Annotated in this window: 13 protein-coding genes; 12 read left to right on the top strand and 1 reads right to left on the bottom strand. The window is 30.1% G+C overall.

Translation table 11 applies throughout. The features are described 5' to 3' along the window. Positions 1 to 23: 23 nt before the first annotated feature. From B3Z56_RS06185 to B3Z56_RS06225, 9 genes are all read left to right on the top strand, one after another. The gene (locus B3Z56_RS06185; protein WP_346847249.1) at positions 24 to 1,175 is read left to right on the top strand and encodes a sensor histidine kinase; all 1,152 of its coding nucleotides are present in this window, start codon (positions 24 to 26) and stop codon (positions 1,173 to 1,175) included. Positions 1,176 to 1,177: 2 nt separating this feature from the next. Continuing rightward, positions 1,178 to 1,816, top strand: a complete 639-nt coding sequence (locus B3Z56_RS06190; RefSeq protein WP_346847250.1) for a response regulator transcription factor — start codon at positions 1,178 to 1,180, stop codon at positions 1,814 to 1,816. A gap of 85 nt (positions 1,817 to 1,901) precedes the next feature. Further along, a complete protein-coding gene (locus B3Z56_RS06195; protein WP_346877208.1) occupies positions 1,902 to 2,837 on the top strand; it encodes an ABC transporter ATP-binding protein in 936 nt (311 codons plus the stop codon). 11 nt (positions 2,838 to 2,848) lie between these two features. Next, complete coding sequence (locus B3Z56_RS06200; RefSeq protein ID WP_346847252.1) at positions 2,849 to 3,943, top strand: ABC transporter permease; 1,095 nt, start codon at positions 2,849 to 2,851, stop codon at positions 3,941 to 3,943. Continuing rightward, entirely contained in the window at positions 3,934 to 5,001 is a 1,068-nt protein-coding gene (locus B3Z56_RS06205) for an ABC transporter permease (protein WP_346878466.1), read from the top strand. The genes B3Z56_RS06200 and B3Z56_RS06205 overlap by 10 nt, the downstream gene beginning before the upstream one ends. Before the next feature lie 318 nt (positions 5,002 to 5,319). Beyond that, positions 5,320 to 5,751 (top strand): fasciclin domain-containing protein, encoded by a 432-nt coding sequence (locus tag B3Z56_RS06210; RefSeq protein WP_414632084.1) that lies wholly within the window; start codon positions 5,320 to 5,322, stop codon positions 5,749 to 5,751. Between the two features lie 255 nt (positions 5,752 to 6,006). Then, a complete protein-coding gene (locus B3Z56_RS06215) occupies positions 6,007 to 7,482 on the top strand; it encodes a protein adenylyltransferase SelO (RefSeq protein WP_346878467.1) in 1,476 nt (491 codons plus the stop codon). A 223-nt stretch (positions 7,483 to 7,705) separates the two neighbouring features. Then, a complete protein-coding gene (locus B3Z56_RS06220; protein ID WP_346878468.1) occupies positions 7,706 to 7,957 on the top strand; it encodes a hypothetical protein in 252 nt (83 codons plus the stop codon). Between the two features lie 95 nt (positions 7,958 to 8,052). Beyond that, positions 8,053 to 8,436 (top strand): (deoxy)nucleoside triphosphate pyrophosphohydrolase, encoded by a 384-nt coding sequence (locus B3Z56_RS06225; RefSeq protein WP_346847257.1) that lies wholly within the window; start codon positions 8,053 to 8,055, stop codon positions 8,434 to 8,436. A 46-nt stretch (positions 8,437 to 8,482) separates the two neighbouring features. Here the strand turns inward: B3Z56_RS06225 and B3Z56_RS06230 are convergent, their stop codons facing one another. Further along, positions 8,483 to 11,392 carry a DUF3427 domain-containing protein gene (locus tag B3Z56_RS06230; RefSeq protein ID WP_414633083.1) on the bottom strand — a complete coding sequence of 970 codons (2,910 nt, stop codon included), beginning with the start codon at positions 11,390 to 11,392 and terminating at the stop codon, positions 8,483 to 8,485. 286 nt (positions 11,393 to 11,678) lie between these two features. On the opposite strand from B3Z56_RS06230, the gene B3Z56_RS06235 reads away from it, so the two are divergent. From B3Z56_RS06235 to B3Z56_RS06245, 3 genes are all read left to right on the top strand, one after another. Beyond that, on the top strand, positions 11,679 to 12,767 hold the full coding sequence (locus tag B3Z56_RS06235) for a radical SAM protein (RefSeq protein ID WP_346878470.1): 1,089 nt from the start codon (positions 11,679 to 11,681) through the stop codon (positions 12,765 to 12,767). 38 nt (positions 12,768 to 12,805) lie between these two features. Beyond that, a complete protein-coding gene (locus B3Z56_RS06240; RefSeq protein WP_346847260.1) occupies positions 12,806 to 13,267 on the top strand; it encodes an 8-oxo-dGTP diphosphatase in 462 nt (153 codons plus the stop codon). 223 nt (positions 13,268 to 13,490) lie between these two features. Then, the gene (locus B3Z56_RS06245; protein ID WP_346878471.1) at positions 13,491 to 14,354 is read left to right on the top strand and encodes a DegV family protein; all 864 of its coding nucleotides are present in this window, start codon (positions 13,491 to 13,493) and stop codon (positions 14,352 to 14,354) included. The last annotated feature ends 15 nt before the right edge of the window (positions 14,355 to 14,369 follow it).

A 14,369-nucleotide genomic window follows, 5' to 3' on the forward strand; every position in this document is an offset into this window, starting at 1 on the left:
GAAATATATATTAGGAGAGCGGTATGGTAAAAAGTAAAGAATTATTGTTAATGAGATATATATCATTTTGTATATTAACCTTTCAGTTGTTTGTAGAAGTTGAAAATAAGAGCATAGTAAGTCTAGTTTTTCTTCTATTATTTATTATAAATAATCATTTGAGAATGTTTTATTTAGAGAAAGAGAGAAGTGCTATCCTTTCAATAATAATAGAGCTAGTATTTATACCATTGGCACAACTGAACTTTGGAGGAACTATTATTTTTTACTTAATAGGGGTATCCATAGATTTATTCCCGTTGAAAAGTAAGATAGTTAAGTATGGATTAGGGCTTATAATTTTATTTATTGGAATTTATCCGAAGTTTAGTGGGCCTATTGAAGATGGCATTATTAATTTTGTTTTACTTGGAATCTTCTTTATTCTTTTAAGTTATATATCTAGACTTTTTAGTACAAAGGTTGAAGCACAGCAGCTTTATGATAAGCTTAGAGTTTCAGATGAAAAACTTATAGAAGCTAATAAGGAGCTTGAAGGGTATGTAGAATCTATTGAGGAATTAACTTTATTAAAGGAAAGAAATAGAATATCAAGGGAAATTCATGATAGTGTTGGACATACTTTATCTACTGCTATGATTCAGTTATCGGCTATGGAAGCCATTGCAGAGAAGGAAAATAGTTCTATGAAGGATATGATAGGAAATTTAAGAGCTTTTATTAGTGAAAGTTTTCAAGATGTGAAGAGAGCTGTAAGGGAGTTAAAGCCCGATGAATATGATAACTATCAAGGAATTTTAAGACTTCAAGATGTATGTAAAAACTTTGAGAGAATGTCTGGAGTAGAAGTTAAGGTCATTATATCAAAGGGTGATTGGAATTTATCAACTAAGCAGATTAATCATTTATATAGAATGATTCAAGAGATTTTATCAAATTCTTTAAAGCATGGTAAAGCAACTATAGTTAAGGTTATTATGAATTTTACAGAAGATGAATTTGTAATATCCTTTAGTGACAATGGCGTGGGAACAGATAAAATTGTGGAAAGTGGACTCGGACTTAAAAGTATAAGGGAAAGAGTAGCGGAGATAGAGGGTATAGTTCATATGAAGTCTAGCAAAGACAATGGTTTTTTTGTTAAGGTTATAGTTCCAAGGGAAGTGGAGGTGTAGGAATGGAAAAGATTAAACTTTTAATTGTAGATGATGAGAAATTAATAAGAGAAGGCTTGAAAGTAATGCTTTCAGTTTATGAGGATATTGAAGTTGTTGGGATAGCTGAAAATGGTTATAAGGCTTTGGAAGTTTGCAAAACCACTGATGTTGATGTTGTTCTTATGGATATAAGAATGAAAACTTGTGATGGGGTTATGGGGACAAGACTTATTAAGGAACAGTTTACAAAGATAAAGGTTATAATTCTTACTACCTTTAAGGATAAGGAGTATATAAGAGAAGCCATGAGGTATGGGGCTTTTGGTTATATGCTTAAGGATAGCTCCCATGATGTAATTTATGAAGGTATAAAAATGGCTTATAAAGGTAATATGGTAGTTCATCCTGATGTGGCCATAGAAATGATGGGAAGTAATGGAGTAATTAAAAGTGATATAGATAAGTATGGACTTTTGGAGAAAGAGCTTAAGATAATAGAAGCAATAGCTAAAGGATTAACTAATAAAGAGATTTCAGAAGAGTTGTTTTTATCAGAAGGAACAATAAAAAATAATATAACCAATATACTATCAAAGTTGAAGCTTAGAGATAGGACGCAGATTGCAATTTTTGCTTTTAAAAATGGAATAGTGACTTAAGTCATTTATGTAGTGACCTTAAGTTATGGCCATCCCCCTGGAAATATCTTATTATAATAGTAAGATAAGTCTAGGGGGTAATTTTATGAGTATTATAGAAGTAAAAAACATCAGTAAAAGATTTAATGATAAGTTAGTTTTAGATAATATTAGCTATGAAGTAAAAGAAGGGGAGATATTTGGCTTTATTGGACCTAATGGAGCGGGTAAGTCAACTTTAATAAATATTATGACAAGCTTATTAACACCAGATAGTGGGACTATTGAAATATGTGGATATGATATTTTAAGGGAGCCGATTAAGGCAAAGGAATGTATGGGATATGTTCCACAGGAGTTAGCTCTAATGGAGGACCTTAATGCCTATGATAATTTAGAGTTCTTTGGAGCTTTATATGGATTAAAGGGGAAACTTTTGAAGGAAAGAATAGCAGAGGCTCTTAAAGTAACTGGATTAGAGGAAACTAAAAAGCAAAAGGTTAAGAAGTTTTCAGGTGGAATGAAAAGAAGACTAAATATTGCAGTATCAATTCTCCACCATCCAAAAGTTTTAATATTGGATGAGCCTACCGTTGGCGTAGATCCGCAATCAAGAAATCATATATTTTCTTTCATAAAAAATATATGTAAGGATTGGGGTACTACAGTAATTTATACTTCACATTATATGGAGGAAATCGAGGAGCTTTGCAAGAGAGTATTTATAATTGATTTAGGCAAGGAAGTATCCTATGGAGATAGAGAAGAGATTAAGGCTTCAGTTTTCTCTAACAATAAGGTGATTATTGAAACTCAAGAGATAAGTGGAGAAACAATAATGAAGTTAAAGGATTTAGAGGGAATCGATAAGGTATCAGATAAGGATAATGTACTTAATTTAACTATTGATTCAAAGTTTAAGCTGGCTAGTGTGCTTTCATTATTAGAAAAAGAAACTGTTAATATAAAGAAGATTAGTTATGAAGAGGCAAAGCTTGAAGATGTATTTTTATCATTAACAGGAAAAACTTTAAGAGATTAGGGGGAAGAGCTATGAAGGCATTATATTATATAAAAACTACCCTTAAAGGTATGTTTGCAAATGGCGTAGTTACCATAGCAACTTTTATCTTATTTCCTATTTTACTTGCATGTTTTATGGCATTTTTTCATAATTTGGATGATGAAAATCCATTAAAGCTTAAGGCATTAAATGTTCAAATTGTTGATGAAGACAACACTGAAAATTCAAAAAGGCTTGTAGAACTTTTAGGCAGTGATGATTTGAAAGAGGTTGTAAATATAGTAGATAAAAAGCCAGATGTGGAACTAACAATAAAAGAAGGATATGAGAAAAATGTTTTATCTTTAAATAAGGGAGATATAATTATTAATAAAAAAGTAGAAGGCATGGGAATGTCCACTGACACCTTAAAGGTAATATTAGATAGATATCATCAAAGTTTATATGTATCTATAGCTGGTGGAGATATGGGGAATTTAAATAGAATTATGGAATCATCTATAGTTGAAGATATTACAATAGATACTATAAAAACCAATAATCCCTATGAAAAGATATCAGCATCCATGATTGGCTTTGTAATTACCATTCTTATATATACAATGATTCATGGTGGTTATGCAGATATTAGTGTAAATTTAGATAAAAGAATTAATGCAACTCCTATTACAAAATTACAATATCTTTTTTACGAGACTATGGCTTTGATAGTATATGTGTTTATAATAATCAGTGGATATGTAATTTTCTTTAGAGTAGCTGGATTAAGTTTTAAAGGAAATATTTTAGATTTAATATTATTAATATTAATGGGAACTATGCTAGTAGTATCTATGTCTAAAAGTATATCTACTATATTTGGGGCTAAGTATGGAAAAATAATTGGGACTATAATATTTACCTTACCCCTAATAAGTGGAGAGATATTTTCAGGTGAAGGTAATAAAATTGCGTTGCTAACACCAACACATTATTTAAATAATGCATTTAATTTATATAATTTAAATGGAAATTTAGAAGGCTGTGGGAAATGGATATTAATTATATTTGCAATGTCAATTATTATATACTCTGCAGCAATAATTAAAGCAGTAATTCAGGGGAGGAAAAAGGTATGCGCTTAATAAGATTAGTATTAATTAATATGAAAAGACAATTAAAAAGTCCATTTATGTTACTAATGACCTTGATATTTCCTGTTGTTATGATTTTAGTTATAAATGGTGGAGGTTTAAGTCACGGATCAGGAAGCATAGGAATTATAGATAAAAGTAATTCAAATCACTCTACTGAGGTTATTGAGAAATTGAGTGAAGAATATTCAATAAATACACTAGATGGAAAGGTAGAAGACAATTTCGATTTGCTTAGAGAAAATAAATTAGGTGCAATTTATGTTATAGAAGATAACTTTCAAGATTTATTAGATAATGGAGAGCTTCCTAAAATTCAGTGTTATAGTACAGAAGCAGCTAGTGGCTCAATAATGGCAGAAGATATTATAACAAACTATGTATCTGGAGTTGTTGAGGAAGAAGTAAGTGCGGGATTAAGCACAAATTCTACTACTGCAGTTATTATAGATGAAGAAGTAGACAGTAAAGAGGATTATAAGATGACTATATTATTGATATGTTATTTTATGATGATAGGTGGTTCCGTTATTGCGGGAGAAATAATTAAACTTAGAGAGCAAAAGGTATTAAAAAGAACCATAGCAACTAGTAATTCAGATATAACTATTTTAGGTAGTTTATTTATTTCATCCTTTATAATTCAAGGAGTTTTAAGTTGCTCAGCTTTTATAATCTTAACACTTGTATTAAAGCTTCCTAACAACAATATTCCTCAAGGAATACTAATCATATTTCTAAGTAGTTTAGTTACAACATCTATTATTGTAGCAGTAACAAGATGGATTAGAAATGTAACCTTAGCAAGTCTATCTACAGTTGTTTTTGGAATAGCTGCCTTTGGTATGGGGATTTTTGGATCAGAGTTAGATAGCTTTGATAATGTTCCTGAAATAATAAGTAGAATCAGTGTAATATCACCATTTACATGGCTACTCAGAATAATAAATACAGGAAAAATTATTATTCCTATCTTAATCATATTTTTAATGTCTATTATGTTATTTACAGCAGGTAGCTTTAGGCTCAGGGAGTTTGTTAAAGAATAATGTGGATTTAATATTAGTAGCTTTCAATTTAGGTTGGGGCTACTATTTTTTTATGTGAATTTATTTCAGAGAAATATTAATTAAGTACGTATATATTTATTTAGAATAATCTAGATTTTTAATGGGCAAACTTAAATGGAATAAAAGTTACAAATTTTAAAAGAGGGTGTAAAAACTTTACACTAACCCAAATAGTAAAGGAGAATGATTATGAAAAGAAAAATTAAAATTATTGTAGCGTTAGCAATGATGGTATTTATTATCCAAATGCCTTTAGTGGCAAGTGCACAGAGCATTTTACATATTCAAAGTGATACCATGAAAGAAATGGCAGAACCAAAGGACATAGTGGATATAGCTACAAGTGATGGCAGATTTAAAACTTTAACAGCAGCTTTAGAGGCAGCCGGATTAGTGGATACCCTAAAGAGTGAAGGTCCATTTACAGTGTTTGCACCTACAGATGACGCATTTTCAAAACTTCCAGCAGGAAAAATTGATGAGCTATTAAGACCAGAAAATAAAAATGTGCTTACAGATATTTTAACTTATCATGTTTTCAAAGGTAAAGCTACTGCTGCAGATGTTGCCAAATTAAATGGTAAGGAAATAACCATGGCAAATGGAAAAAATGCTAAAATAGAGGTTAAGGGTGATTCAGTATTTATTGATGGAGCGAAAGTTATAATTACTGATATTATGGCTAAAAATGGAGTTATACACGTAATTGATACTGTAATGATGCCTTAGTAGATGGATTATACAAACAGTTTAAATTAAGGTAAAAGATGCTAATCATCTTAGGATGAAGCATCTTTTTGCTTTTTATTTCATATTAAGATTGATAGCTTTAATTTGATATTTCAATAGTAAACAAAGACATAAGTATTTAATAAATAACATATTAGAATAAATAATTATTAAAAGTATAAACTAAAAAGAGGGTAGTTATTATAGAAGTTTATATCTATAATTTATATAAAACGAAGAAGAAAAGGAGACATGATGGAAGAAGGAAAAGCATTAATAGAAACAGGATTCAACTTGGAAAATAGTTATGCTGGACTACCGAAAAAATTTTTTGAAATGCAAAGACCTAGTCATGTACCATCACCTAAACTAGTTATGCTAAATTATGCGCTAATAAAGTTTTTAGGATTGAATGCTGAAGGATTACAAAGCATTGATGGGGTAGATATACTTGCAGGAAATAAGATTCCAGAAGGAGCTATGCCTATTGCTCAGGCATATGCAGGACATCAATTCGGCCATTTCACCATGTTAGGTGATGGGAGAGCTGTTCTCATAGGTGAGCATATTACTCCCCTAGGTGAGAGAGTTGATATTCAGCTTAAGGGTTCAGGTAGAACTCCATATTCACGAGGAGGTGATGGAAAAGCATCACTAGGTCCAATGCTGAGGGAATATATCATAAGTGAAGCAATGAATGCACTAGGTATTCCTACTACTCGTAGTTTAGCTGTGGTTACAACTGGTGAGTCAATAATGAGAGAAACACAGTTACCTGGTGCAATTCTCACTCGTGTATCAGCTAGTCATATTCGTGTTGGTACATTTCAATACGCATCAAAATGGGGTACCGTTGAAGAACTTAGAGCTTTAGCTGATTATACTTTGCAAAGACATTTTCAAGAGGTAAAGGATAAAGAAAATCCATATCTTTTATTACTTCAGCAAGTAATTAGGAAGCAGGCTGAGCTTATTGCAAAATGGCAGTTAGTTGGGTTTATCCATGGTGTAATGAATACTGATAATGTAACAATTAGTGGAGAAACAATTGATTATGGGCCATGTGCTTTTATGGATGCCTATGATCCTTCTACTGTATTTAGTTCTATTGATATTCAGGGTAGATATGCTTATGGTAATCAACCTAATATTGGTGCATGGGATCTTGCCAGATTTGCGGAGACTCTGTTACCATTGTTACACACTGATGAGAATGAGGCATTAAGGCTAGCACAAAAAGAAGTTTCACATTTTGCTGATTTGTATAAGAATAATTGGATTAGAGGAATGAGAGCAAAACTTGGAATTTTTAATGAAGAAGTTGCTGATGAAGCTTTAATTGAGGAACTTTTAAGTATTATGAAAAAGTATGGTGCAGATTATACCAACACCTTCCGTGTATTAACTAGTGGAAAGATAGAGGATAATGTACTCTTTGGCAAAGAGGAATTTGATAAATGGTATAAGCGATGGCAGGAGAGATTAACGAGACAAGAAGAATCGGAAATTTCCTCAAGGGAACTTATGCAAAGAAGTAATCCAGCAGTAATTCCACGTAACCATAGGGTAGAAGAAGCACTAGAAGCTGCAGTAAATCAAGGAGATTATAGGGTCATGGAAAGGCTATTAGATGCTCTCTCAAAACCATATGATCACTCTAGAGAACTAGATTATTACACTACATTGCCAGAAACATCAACATGTCCATACAGAACTTATTGTGGAACTTAATATAAACTTAATTTATTATAGTATTTGATTTTATTTTATGAAAGAATTAAATAGATTGATTACACTTAAGCACATGATTAACAAGAATAAATATTAATCATGTGCTTATTAATTTTATGTTTCAAAGTAATTATTATACTAGAATGATATAATATATTATACAATATATTATAAAATTAAAAAAAATTGTAAATAGGAAATTAATTATACGTGGAGGGATATTATGAAATACTTAAAGATTTGCTCAGATATACTTTTATGGGGAGGTAGAATATTTATCATTGTACTATTAGGTTTAATCTTATTGCTAAATTTTATAGCTGTGCCAATTAATTCATGGTTTAGTATATTCAGGACTGAAATTGTAGGAGTTTCAAATATATTAATAATAATAGCACCATTTTTATTAATCATTGGTCAAGCTATAAAGAAAATATATATTGAATTAACTAAAATAAACAACAAATTGAATTAGCTTTCTCAACTAGAGTATAGAAAAATAGATGAACTTAATTATATAATAAAAGTAGAATAGTATTTACAAAAAGCATAGTAAAAGAGGGGGAACATATGAAGACAATAGAAGTAGTAGCAGCAGTAATAAAACATAATGATAGAATATTTATTACACGTAGAGGATACGGTGACTTTGTTGATATGTGGGAATTTCCTGGAGGTAAAATAGAAATTGGTGAATCAAAGGAAGAAGCACTTATTCGTGAGATAAAGGAAGAATTAGAATTAGATATAAAAATATCAGATTTTTTAACCACAGTAGAATATGATTATCCTAGTTTCCATCTTATTATGCATTGTTTTATTTGCCAAATTTCTGGTGGGAAATTAAATCTAAATGCCCATAATGATGCTAAGTGGATTACATTTGATGAATTAGATGGTGAAAAGTGGATTCCAGCGGATATTTTAGTTATTGATGCTCTAAATAATATGTAAGAAAAGGGACTTAGCAAATTAAATTACTTTGCTAAGTCCTTTTACATTATGAAGTAATGTATTCATAAATATCTTCTCTTACAGGTGTAATTAATTGATATTTAATTTCCACAGCTGTTTTATTAGTATTTTTCATAATGAATTGGACAGGTGTTCCTACAGCTTTAATTTTTCCAAGGAAGTAAAATTCTTTTGAAATTTTATCATCTTTATTTTTCCTCAGAAATAAGCTCATTTCAACACCAGTTTCTTCAGCTTTATAAGCTTGTACAATATCATCAGAAGTTATTGTTCTGCCTGACTTTGATATAGCAATTAACTGGGATGGAGATAGAAATCTATCTTCATAGTTAATAGTATCAGTAATATCTTCAGATTTCTCATAGTTGATAAATACGGGATATGTTTTAGTGGTTTTATCGAATTTATATCCACCAATATTAAGTGCAACTTCACCTTTCTCCCACTGAAGTAATCTACAAACATCCTCATAGGTATATTTTTGATATAACTGAAAACTAGTATTCATATAACTTTTACTGTAGAATTTCGTATATCTTTCCATTCCAAAATGGATTAACTCCTCAACCATATATTTAAAATCCCTATTTTCAAGATGATTCTTAAAGGATTTAGAAATTTTATAATTAGAATCTGATACTTCTAAAAAAACACATTTTTCATAAGTTTTTTTACCAGTGCCAGTGGGAAATTCATTTGTAAGAACATTAACCACATTAGTTTCAGTGGTAGCTTTAAAATCTATATTATAATCATCTTTTAGCTCTTTTTTCAGTCTATGGATTAGATTGGTTTCATGGTTAATAGCAAGCTTAAGCATAAGCAGTTCATGAATTCTTTTACCGGAAGCTAGCTTTTTAGAGATGAATTCAATAAATAATTCTTCAGACTTATTAAGTTCTATAGCATAGTCCTTCTCATATTTTTTTAAGAATTTATAGTATGAACCCAGGCTTTTATTATCAAATATTCTTAATGGGTCAATAGATTCATAAGTATCAAAATCTGTTAAACTTGGTATTCTACCAATCTTTTGCTTAAGATTATTATAACTTTCTTTAATTAGCTTAATATCATTAAAATTAGCTTTATCAATGGACTCAAATATTTTATTTTTAGATATTTCATCAAAATTAATAGTGGAACAACCAGGTATTATTCTTGTTCCTTCCATAACATATTTTCTAATGGAATCTTTATTAAAGGTTCTATCTCCAGATAAAGCAATGGGAATTAAAAAATTGCTGTTATAGTTTCCTATAAAGTCTATAATAACAACATATTCTTTAAAATTATGTTTTCTAAGACCTCTACCTAATTGTTGAACGAAAATTATAGCTGACTTAGTTGGCCTTAACATAACAACTTGATTAACAGCAGGTATATCTACACCTTCATTAAATATATCAACTGTGAAAATATAATCTAGAGAGTTATTTAATTCTTCTTGCTCTAAACGTTGAATTGCTGATTCTCTTTCATCCTGAGTATTTTCTCCAGTTAAGGCTACTGTTTTATAGCCGCGAGTATTAAATATATTTGATAGTTGAATGGCTTCTTTTTTATCACTACAGAATATTAACCCCTTTACTCTTTCACCACAATATCCATAAAAATCAATTTTATCGATGATATGATTAACTCTTTCTTCAGCTACTAAAGCTCTAAAGTCTGATTTTTCCTCTAACTCCATGCCATTAACACTAATATCAGATACACCAAAATAATGGAATGGACAAAGTAAATCTTCTTCTAAGGCTTGTTGAAGACGTATTTCATAGGCAATGTTGTAGTTAAACATTTTAAAAATATCAAAGTCATCACTTCTTTCTGGAGTAGCTGTCATGCCAAGTAAGAATTTAGGATTAAAATATTCAACTATCTTTTGATAACTATTAGCTCCTGCCTTATGAACTTCATCGATGATAATATAATCAAATTCATCTTTGCTAAAACTTTGAAGCACCTCATCCTTTGATAGCGTTTGGACTGTACAAAAGATAAAGTCTTTATTAATTTCCTTTCGGCTTCCAGAGAGAATTCCCATGCTTCGAGTATCACCAAATACATTTTGAAAGCTATTTAGACCTTGATTAGCTATTTGTTCTCTATGTACTATAAATAGAGCTTTTTTAGGATTATAATTTCTTAACTCAAAAGCAGATAGATAGGTTTTTCCAGTACCAGTAGCAGAAATTAAGAGAGCCTTATCTGCACCGTTTTCCCTGAGTTTATTTAATCCTTGAATAGCAGCTACCTGCATTTTATTCGGCTTAAGCTTATATTGTGCTAGCCTTGGAACGTTACTTTTTCTTGCGTATTCAATTTGCTTTTTATAAATATCTTCATAGGTTTCTATCCAATTTAAAGTTAAGTCATCAGCATCCTTCCAAAGCTCCTGAAATTCATCAATTACATTTTCAGTTAAGGAACCTGCCTCTAAAGAAGAAATTTTTAAATTCCATTCCTTATTTTTTGTTAATGCTGATTGAGTTAAATTCGAACTTCCTACAATTAATTTATAATGATCTTCATATTTAAATATATATCCTTTAGTATGAAAGTTTTCTTTGCTATATAACTTAATTTCAATATTTGAAAATTCAAGTAGCTTCCTTAATGCTTTAGGCTCACTGAAATTCAGATAATCTGTAGTTAAAATTTTACCCTTAACACCTTTTTTATTTAAGTATTTCAAGGTTTCTAGTAAGGGGGTTATGCCACTACTTGTAATAAAAGCAACGGATATAAAAAACTCTTTACATTTTGTTAATTCAGAGATTATTTCATTTAAAACTTTGCTACCTTTTAAATAGTCATTTACTATTAACTTTGGTGTTAAAGCTAAATTTGAATGGATTAAGCTATTTACTAAACCAGTTTCACTAGCTTTAATAATCTCATCTTTAATTATATTTTTATCATTTGTATCCATATCAATAGTCTTAAAGTTAATACTTACTGGTGTATTAAATATATCTGTTTTAGTTATAGTACTCATATTTACCTCACATTTAAATTATCATAGTTAAAGTGTAAATAATTTCATCAATTCTTATATTATAACATAATTATATGATATGGATTTTACTATATAATGATATAATGTATTTAAATAGAATTTATCATACTAAAGGTAAGGTGAACTGTGAATATTAAAGAATACTTGATATTGAAATAAAGTAAATTAAATAAATAATTTATAGGGAGATGGCATTGAAATGGGTACAGAGTTTAGTTTAGTTAACTATTTAAATGAAGGGGTAGAAAGCATTGTAAAGGGTGCAATGAAGGCTTCTTTTCAAAATCCCAAAGAGGCAAAGTTCATTATGAAATATATTTTAGAAAGCAAAAAAGCTGCTAAAAGAAGAAAAACCTTTGAAGAGAAAGGACAACATATTCCACCTTTCCTAATCTCAAGCATCACTAGTAGCTGTAATCTCTTTTGTAAAGGGTGTTATGCAAGAGCCAATAATACCTGTGGTGAAAAGTCAAATAAAGATCAAATGACAAGTGATAAATGGGAAGATATATTTAAACAGGGGAAAGAACTTGGAATTTCTTTTATATTACTAGCTGGTGGAGAACCTTTAATGAGAAAGGATGTCATAGAAAAAGCGTCTCAAATTAAAGAAATTATTTTTCCTATATTCACAAATGGGACTATCATTGATGAAGAATATATTAAGCTATTCGATGCTAATAGAAATCTTGTGCCTGTTATTAGTATTGAAGGTGATGAGAACAAAACTGATGCTAGACGTGGTAAAGGAACCCATGAACTTCTCATAAATAAAATAGATTCACTTAAATCTAAAGGAATATTATATGGAGCTTCTATAACTGTTACCACAGAAAATATCTATAATGTGGCTAGTAAAGAGTTTATAGCAGAATTATATAATAGAGGTTGCAAATTAGTAATTTTTGTAGAATATGTACCAGTAGTTGCTTCAACTAAAGATTTAGCACCAACTGATAAAGAAAGGAACTATCTTGAAAGTGAACAAGCTCGTCTTAGAGAAATTTATGAAGATATGATTTTTATTTCTTTTCCAGGAGATGAAAAACATTCAGGAGGATGTCTTGCTGCTGGAAGAGGTTTCTTTCATATTAACACAAGTGGAGGAGTAGAGCCATGTCCATTTTCACCTTTTTCAGATACAAATTTAAAAAATTCTAGCTTGTTAGATGCATTACAATCACCTTTATTTAGAAAATTAAGTGCAGCAGAAATGCTTCTTGGTGAACATAAGGGTGGATGTGTATTGTTTGAAAAAGAAGAAGAAGTAAAAAAGCTTTTGATATAAAACAAAAAAATATAAATTGTACTTAAGAGGTGTAATATATGGAGAATGTAGAACTAACAAATATGGTTATGATAATGGATAAATTAAATAATAAAGTTCTTGTTCAGAACCGCATTAAAGGAAATTGGACTGGAATAGCTTTTCCAGGGGGGCATGTAGAAAAGGGTGAGTCTATTGTAGATTCAGCCATCAGAGAAGTTAATGAGGAAACTGGCCTAGTAGTAAATAATTTAGAAATTTGCGGTGTTAAAGATTGGTATAGGGCAGAAGATAATAAAAGGTATATGGTTTTTCTTTTTAAAACTGATTCATATCAGGGAGATTTAATAGAGTATGGTGAAGAAGGTCATGTATTTTGGCATGATATAGATAAACTTAATTTATTAAATCTTGCCCATGGATTTGATAGGATGGTTAAAATAATATTAGAGGATAAACTTAATGAGTATTTTATTACAGAGAATCAACAAAAATCTCATTGGGAGCATATGCTAAAATAAAGATAAGTCAATTATAAGATTTAAGATTTTATGTTTCGCTTATTTTGAATGTTTCTGGATTATTGTGTGTAAAATATAAGCAATATAAGTATCTAAGTTCTTAGTAGGATTTCTGGGAATATGGGAATAAATTATTAATAGAACCTTATCTTAGAAATTTAACAAAGCTTTTTTGGTAAATTATACAAATGAAAAATGTTATGAATTTTATGGAGGTAAACTTGTGAAAAAAATAATTATTTTAGCAGAGAGCGGAGCAGATATTCCATTAGATTTAGCCACATTACATAATATTCAGGTTATCCCCATGCACGTGATAATGGGAGACTCATCTTATTTAGATGGTTCAATACCTGTAACAGAAGTCTATGATTATTATAAAAAAAATAAAAAAATACCATCAACTTCAGCAACAAATCCAGAAGAATTTCATCTTTTATTTAAAAAAATAAAAGATGAAAATCCGGGTTGTATTATTCTTCATATTGGATATACATCTAAAGCCTCTTGTGCTTACCAAAATGCACTTATTGCTTCAGAAGGAATGGAAGATATTTATCATGTTGATTCTTTAAATGTCACTGGTGGTCAAGGAGCAATTGTTTTAAGAGCAGCTGAAATCATAGAAAAACATCCCAATATAATGATAACTAATTTAATTGAAGAAATTCAGGATTACGTGGCAAGAGCCAGAGTATCTTTTATCCCTGGTGATCTTGCATATCTGAGAGCAGGAGGGCGTGTATCCAATGCTGCATACTTGGGAGGAACTTTACTACTAATAAAACCACTCATTGAAATTGTAGATGGAAAGTTAATTTCAACACAAAAGTTTCGTGGGAAAATGGTTAGTGTTGCTGATAAGTATATGAAAGAATATATTAAGAGATATAATTTTGATAAAGAACAATTATATCTTATTTATTCTTTGGGTCTTGATGAATCTATAAAACATAACATGGAGGGAATTGCTAAAGAAGAGGGATTTAGAAAGATTATATGGATTCAAGCAGGATGTGTAATTACATCTCATAGTGGTCCAGGAGCTATTGGAATAGCAGGATTTGAAAAGGTTAGTTCTAAATAAAAATAAGGCTCTATA

Origin of the sequence: Clostridium sp. UBA7791, assembly GCF_002480755.1 — a bacterium.
Classification (GTDB): Bacteria; Bacillota; Clostridia; order Clostridiales; family Clostridiaceae; genus Clostridium_J; species Clostridium_J sulfidigenes.

Coding starts and splice junctions, on each gene's coding strand:
- B3Z56_RS06185 (WP_346847249.1), top strand. CDS start 24: ATGGTAAAAAGTAAAGAATTATTGTTAATGAGATATATATCATTTTGT.
- B3Z56_RS06190 (WP_346847250.1), top strand. CDS start 1,178: ATGGAAAAGATTAAACTTTTAATTGTAGATGATGAGAAATTAATAAGA.
- B3Z56_RS06195 (WP_346877208.1), top strand. CDS start 1,902: ATGAGTATTATAGAAGTAAAAAACATCAGTAAAAGATTTAATGATAAG.
- B3Z56_RS06200 (WP_346847252.1), top strand. CDS start 2,849: ATGAAGGCATTATATTATATAAAAACTACCCTTAAAGGTATGTTTGCA.
- B3Z56_RS06205 (WP_346878466.1), top strand. CDS start 3,934: ATGCGCTTAATAAGATTAGTATTAATTAATATGAAAAGACAATTAAAA.
- B3Z56_RS06210 (WP_414632084.1), top strand. CDS start 5,320: ATGAAAGAAATGGCAGAACCAAAGGACATAGTGGATATAGCTACAAGT.
- B3Z56_RS06215 (WP_346878467.1), top strand. CDS start 6,007: ATGGAAGAAGGAAAAGCATTAATAGAAACAGGATTCAACTTGGAAAAT.
- B3Z56_RS06220 (WP_346878468.1), top strand. CDS start 7,706: ATGAAATACTTAAAGATTTGCTCAGATATACTTTTATGGGGAGGTAGA.
- B3Z56_RS06225 (WP_346847257.1), top strand. CDS start 8,053: ATGAAGACAATAGAAGTAGTAGCAGCAGTAATAAAACATAATGATAGA.
- B3Z56_RS06230 (WP_414633083.1), bottom strand. CDS start 11,392: ATGGATACAAATGATAAAAATATAATTAAAGATGAGATTATTAAAGCT.
- B3Z56_RS06235 (WP_346878470.1), top strand. CDS start 11,679: ATGGGTACAGAGTTTAGTTTAGTTAACTATTTAAATGAAGGGGTAGAA.
- B3Z56_RS06240 (WP_346847260.1), top strand. CDS start 12,806: ATGGAGAATGTAGAACTAACAAATATGGTTATGATAATGGATAAATTA.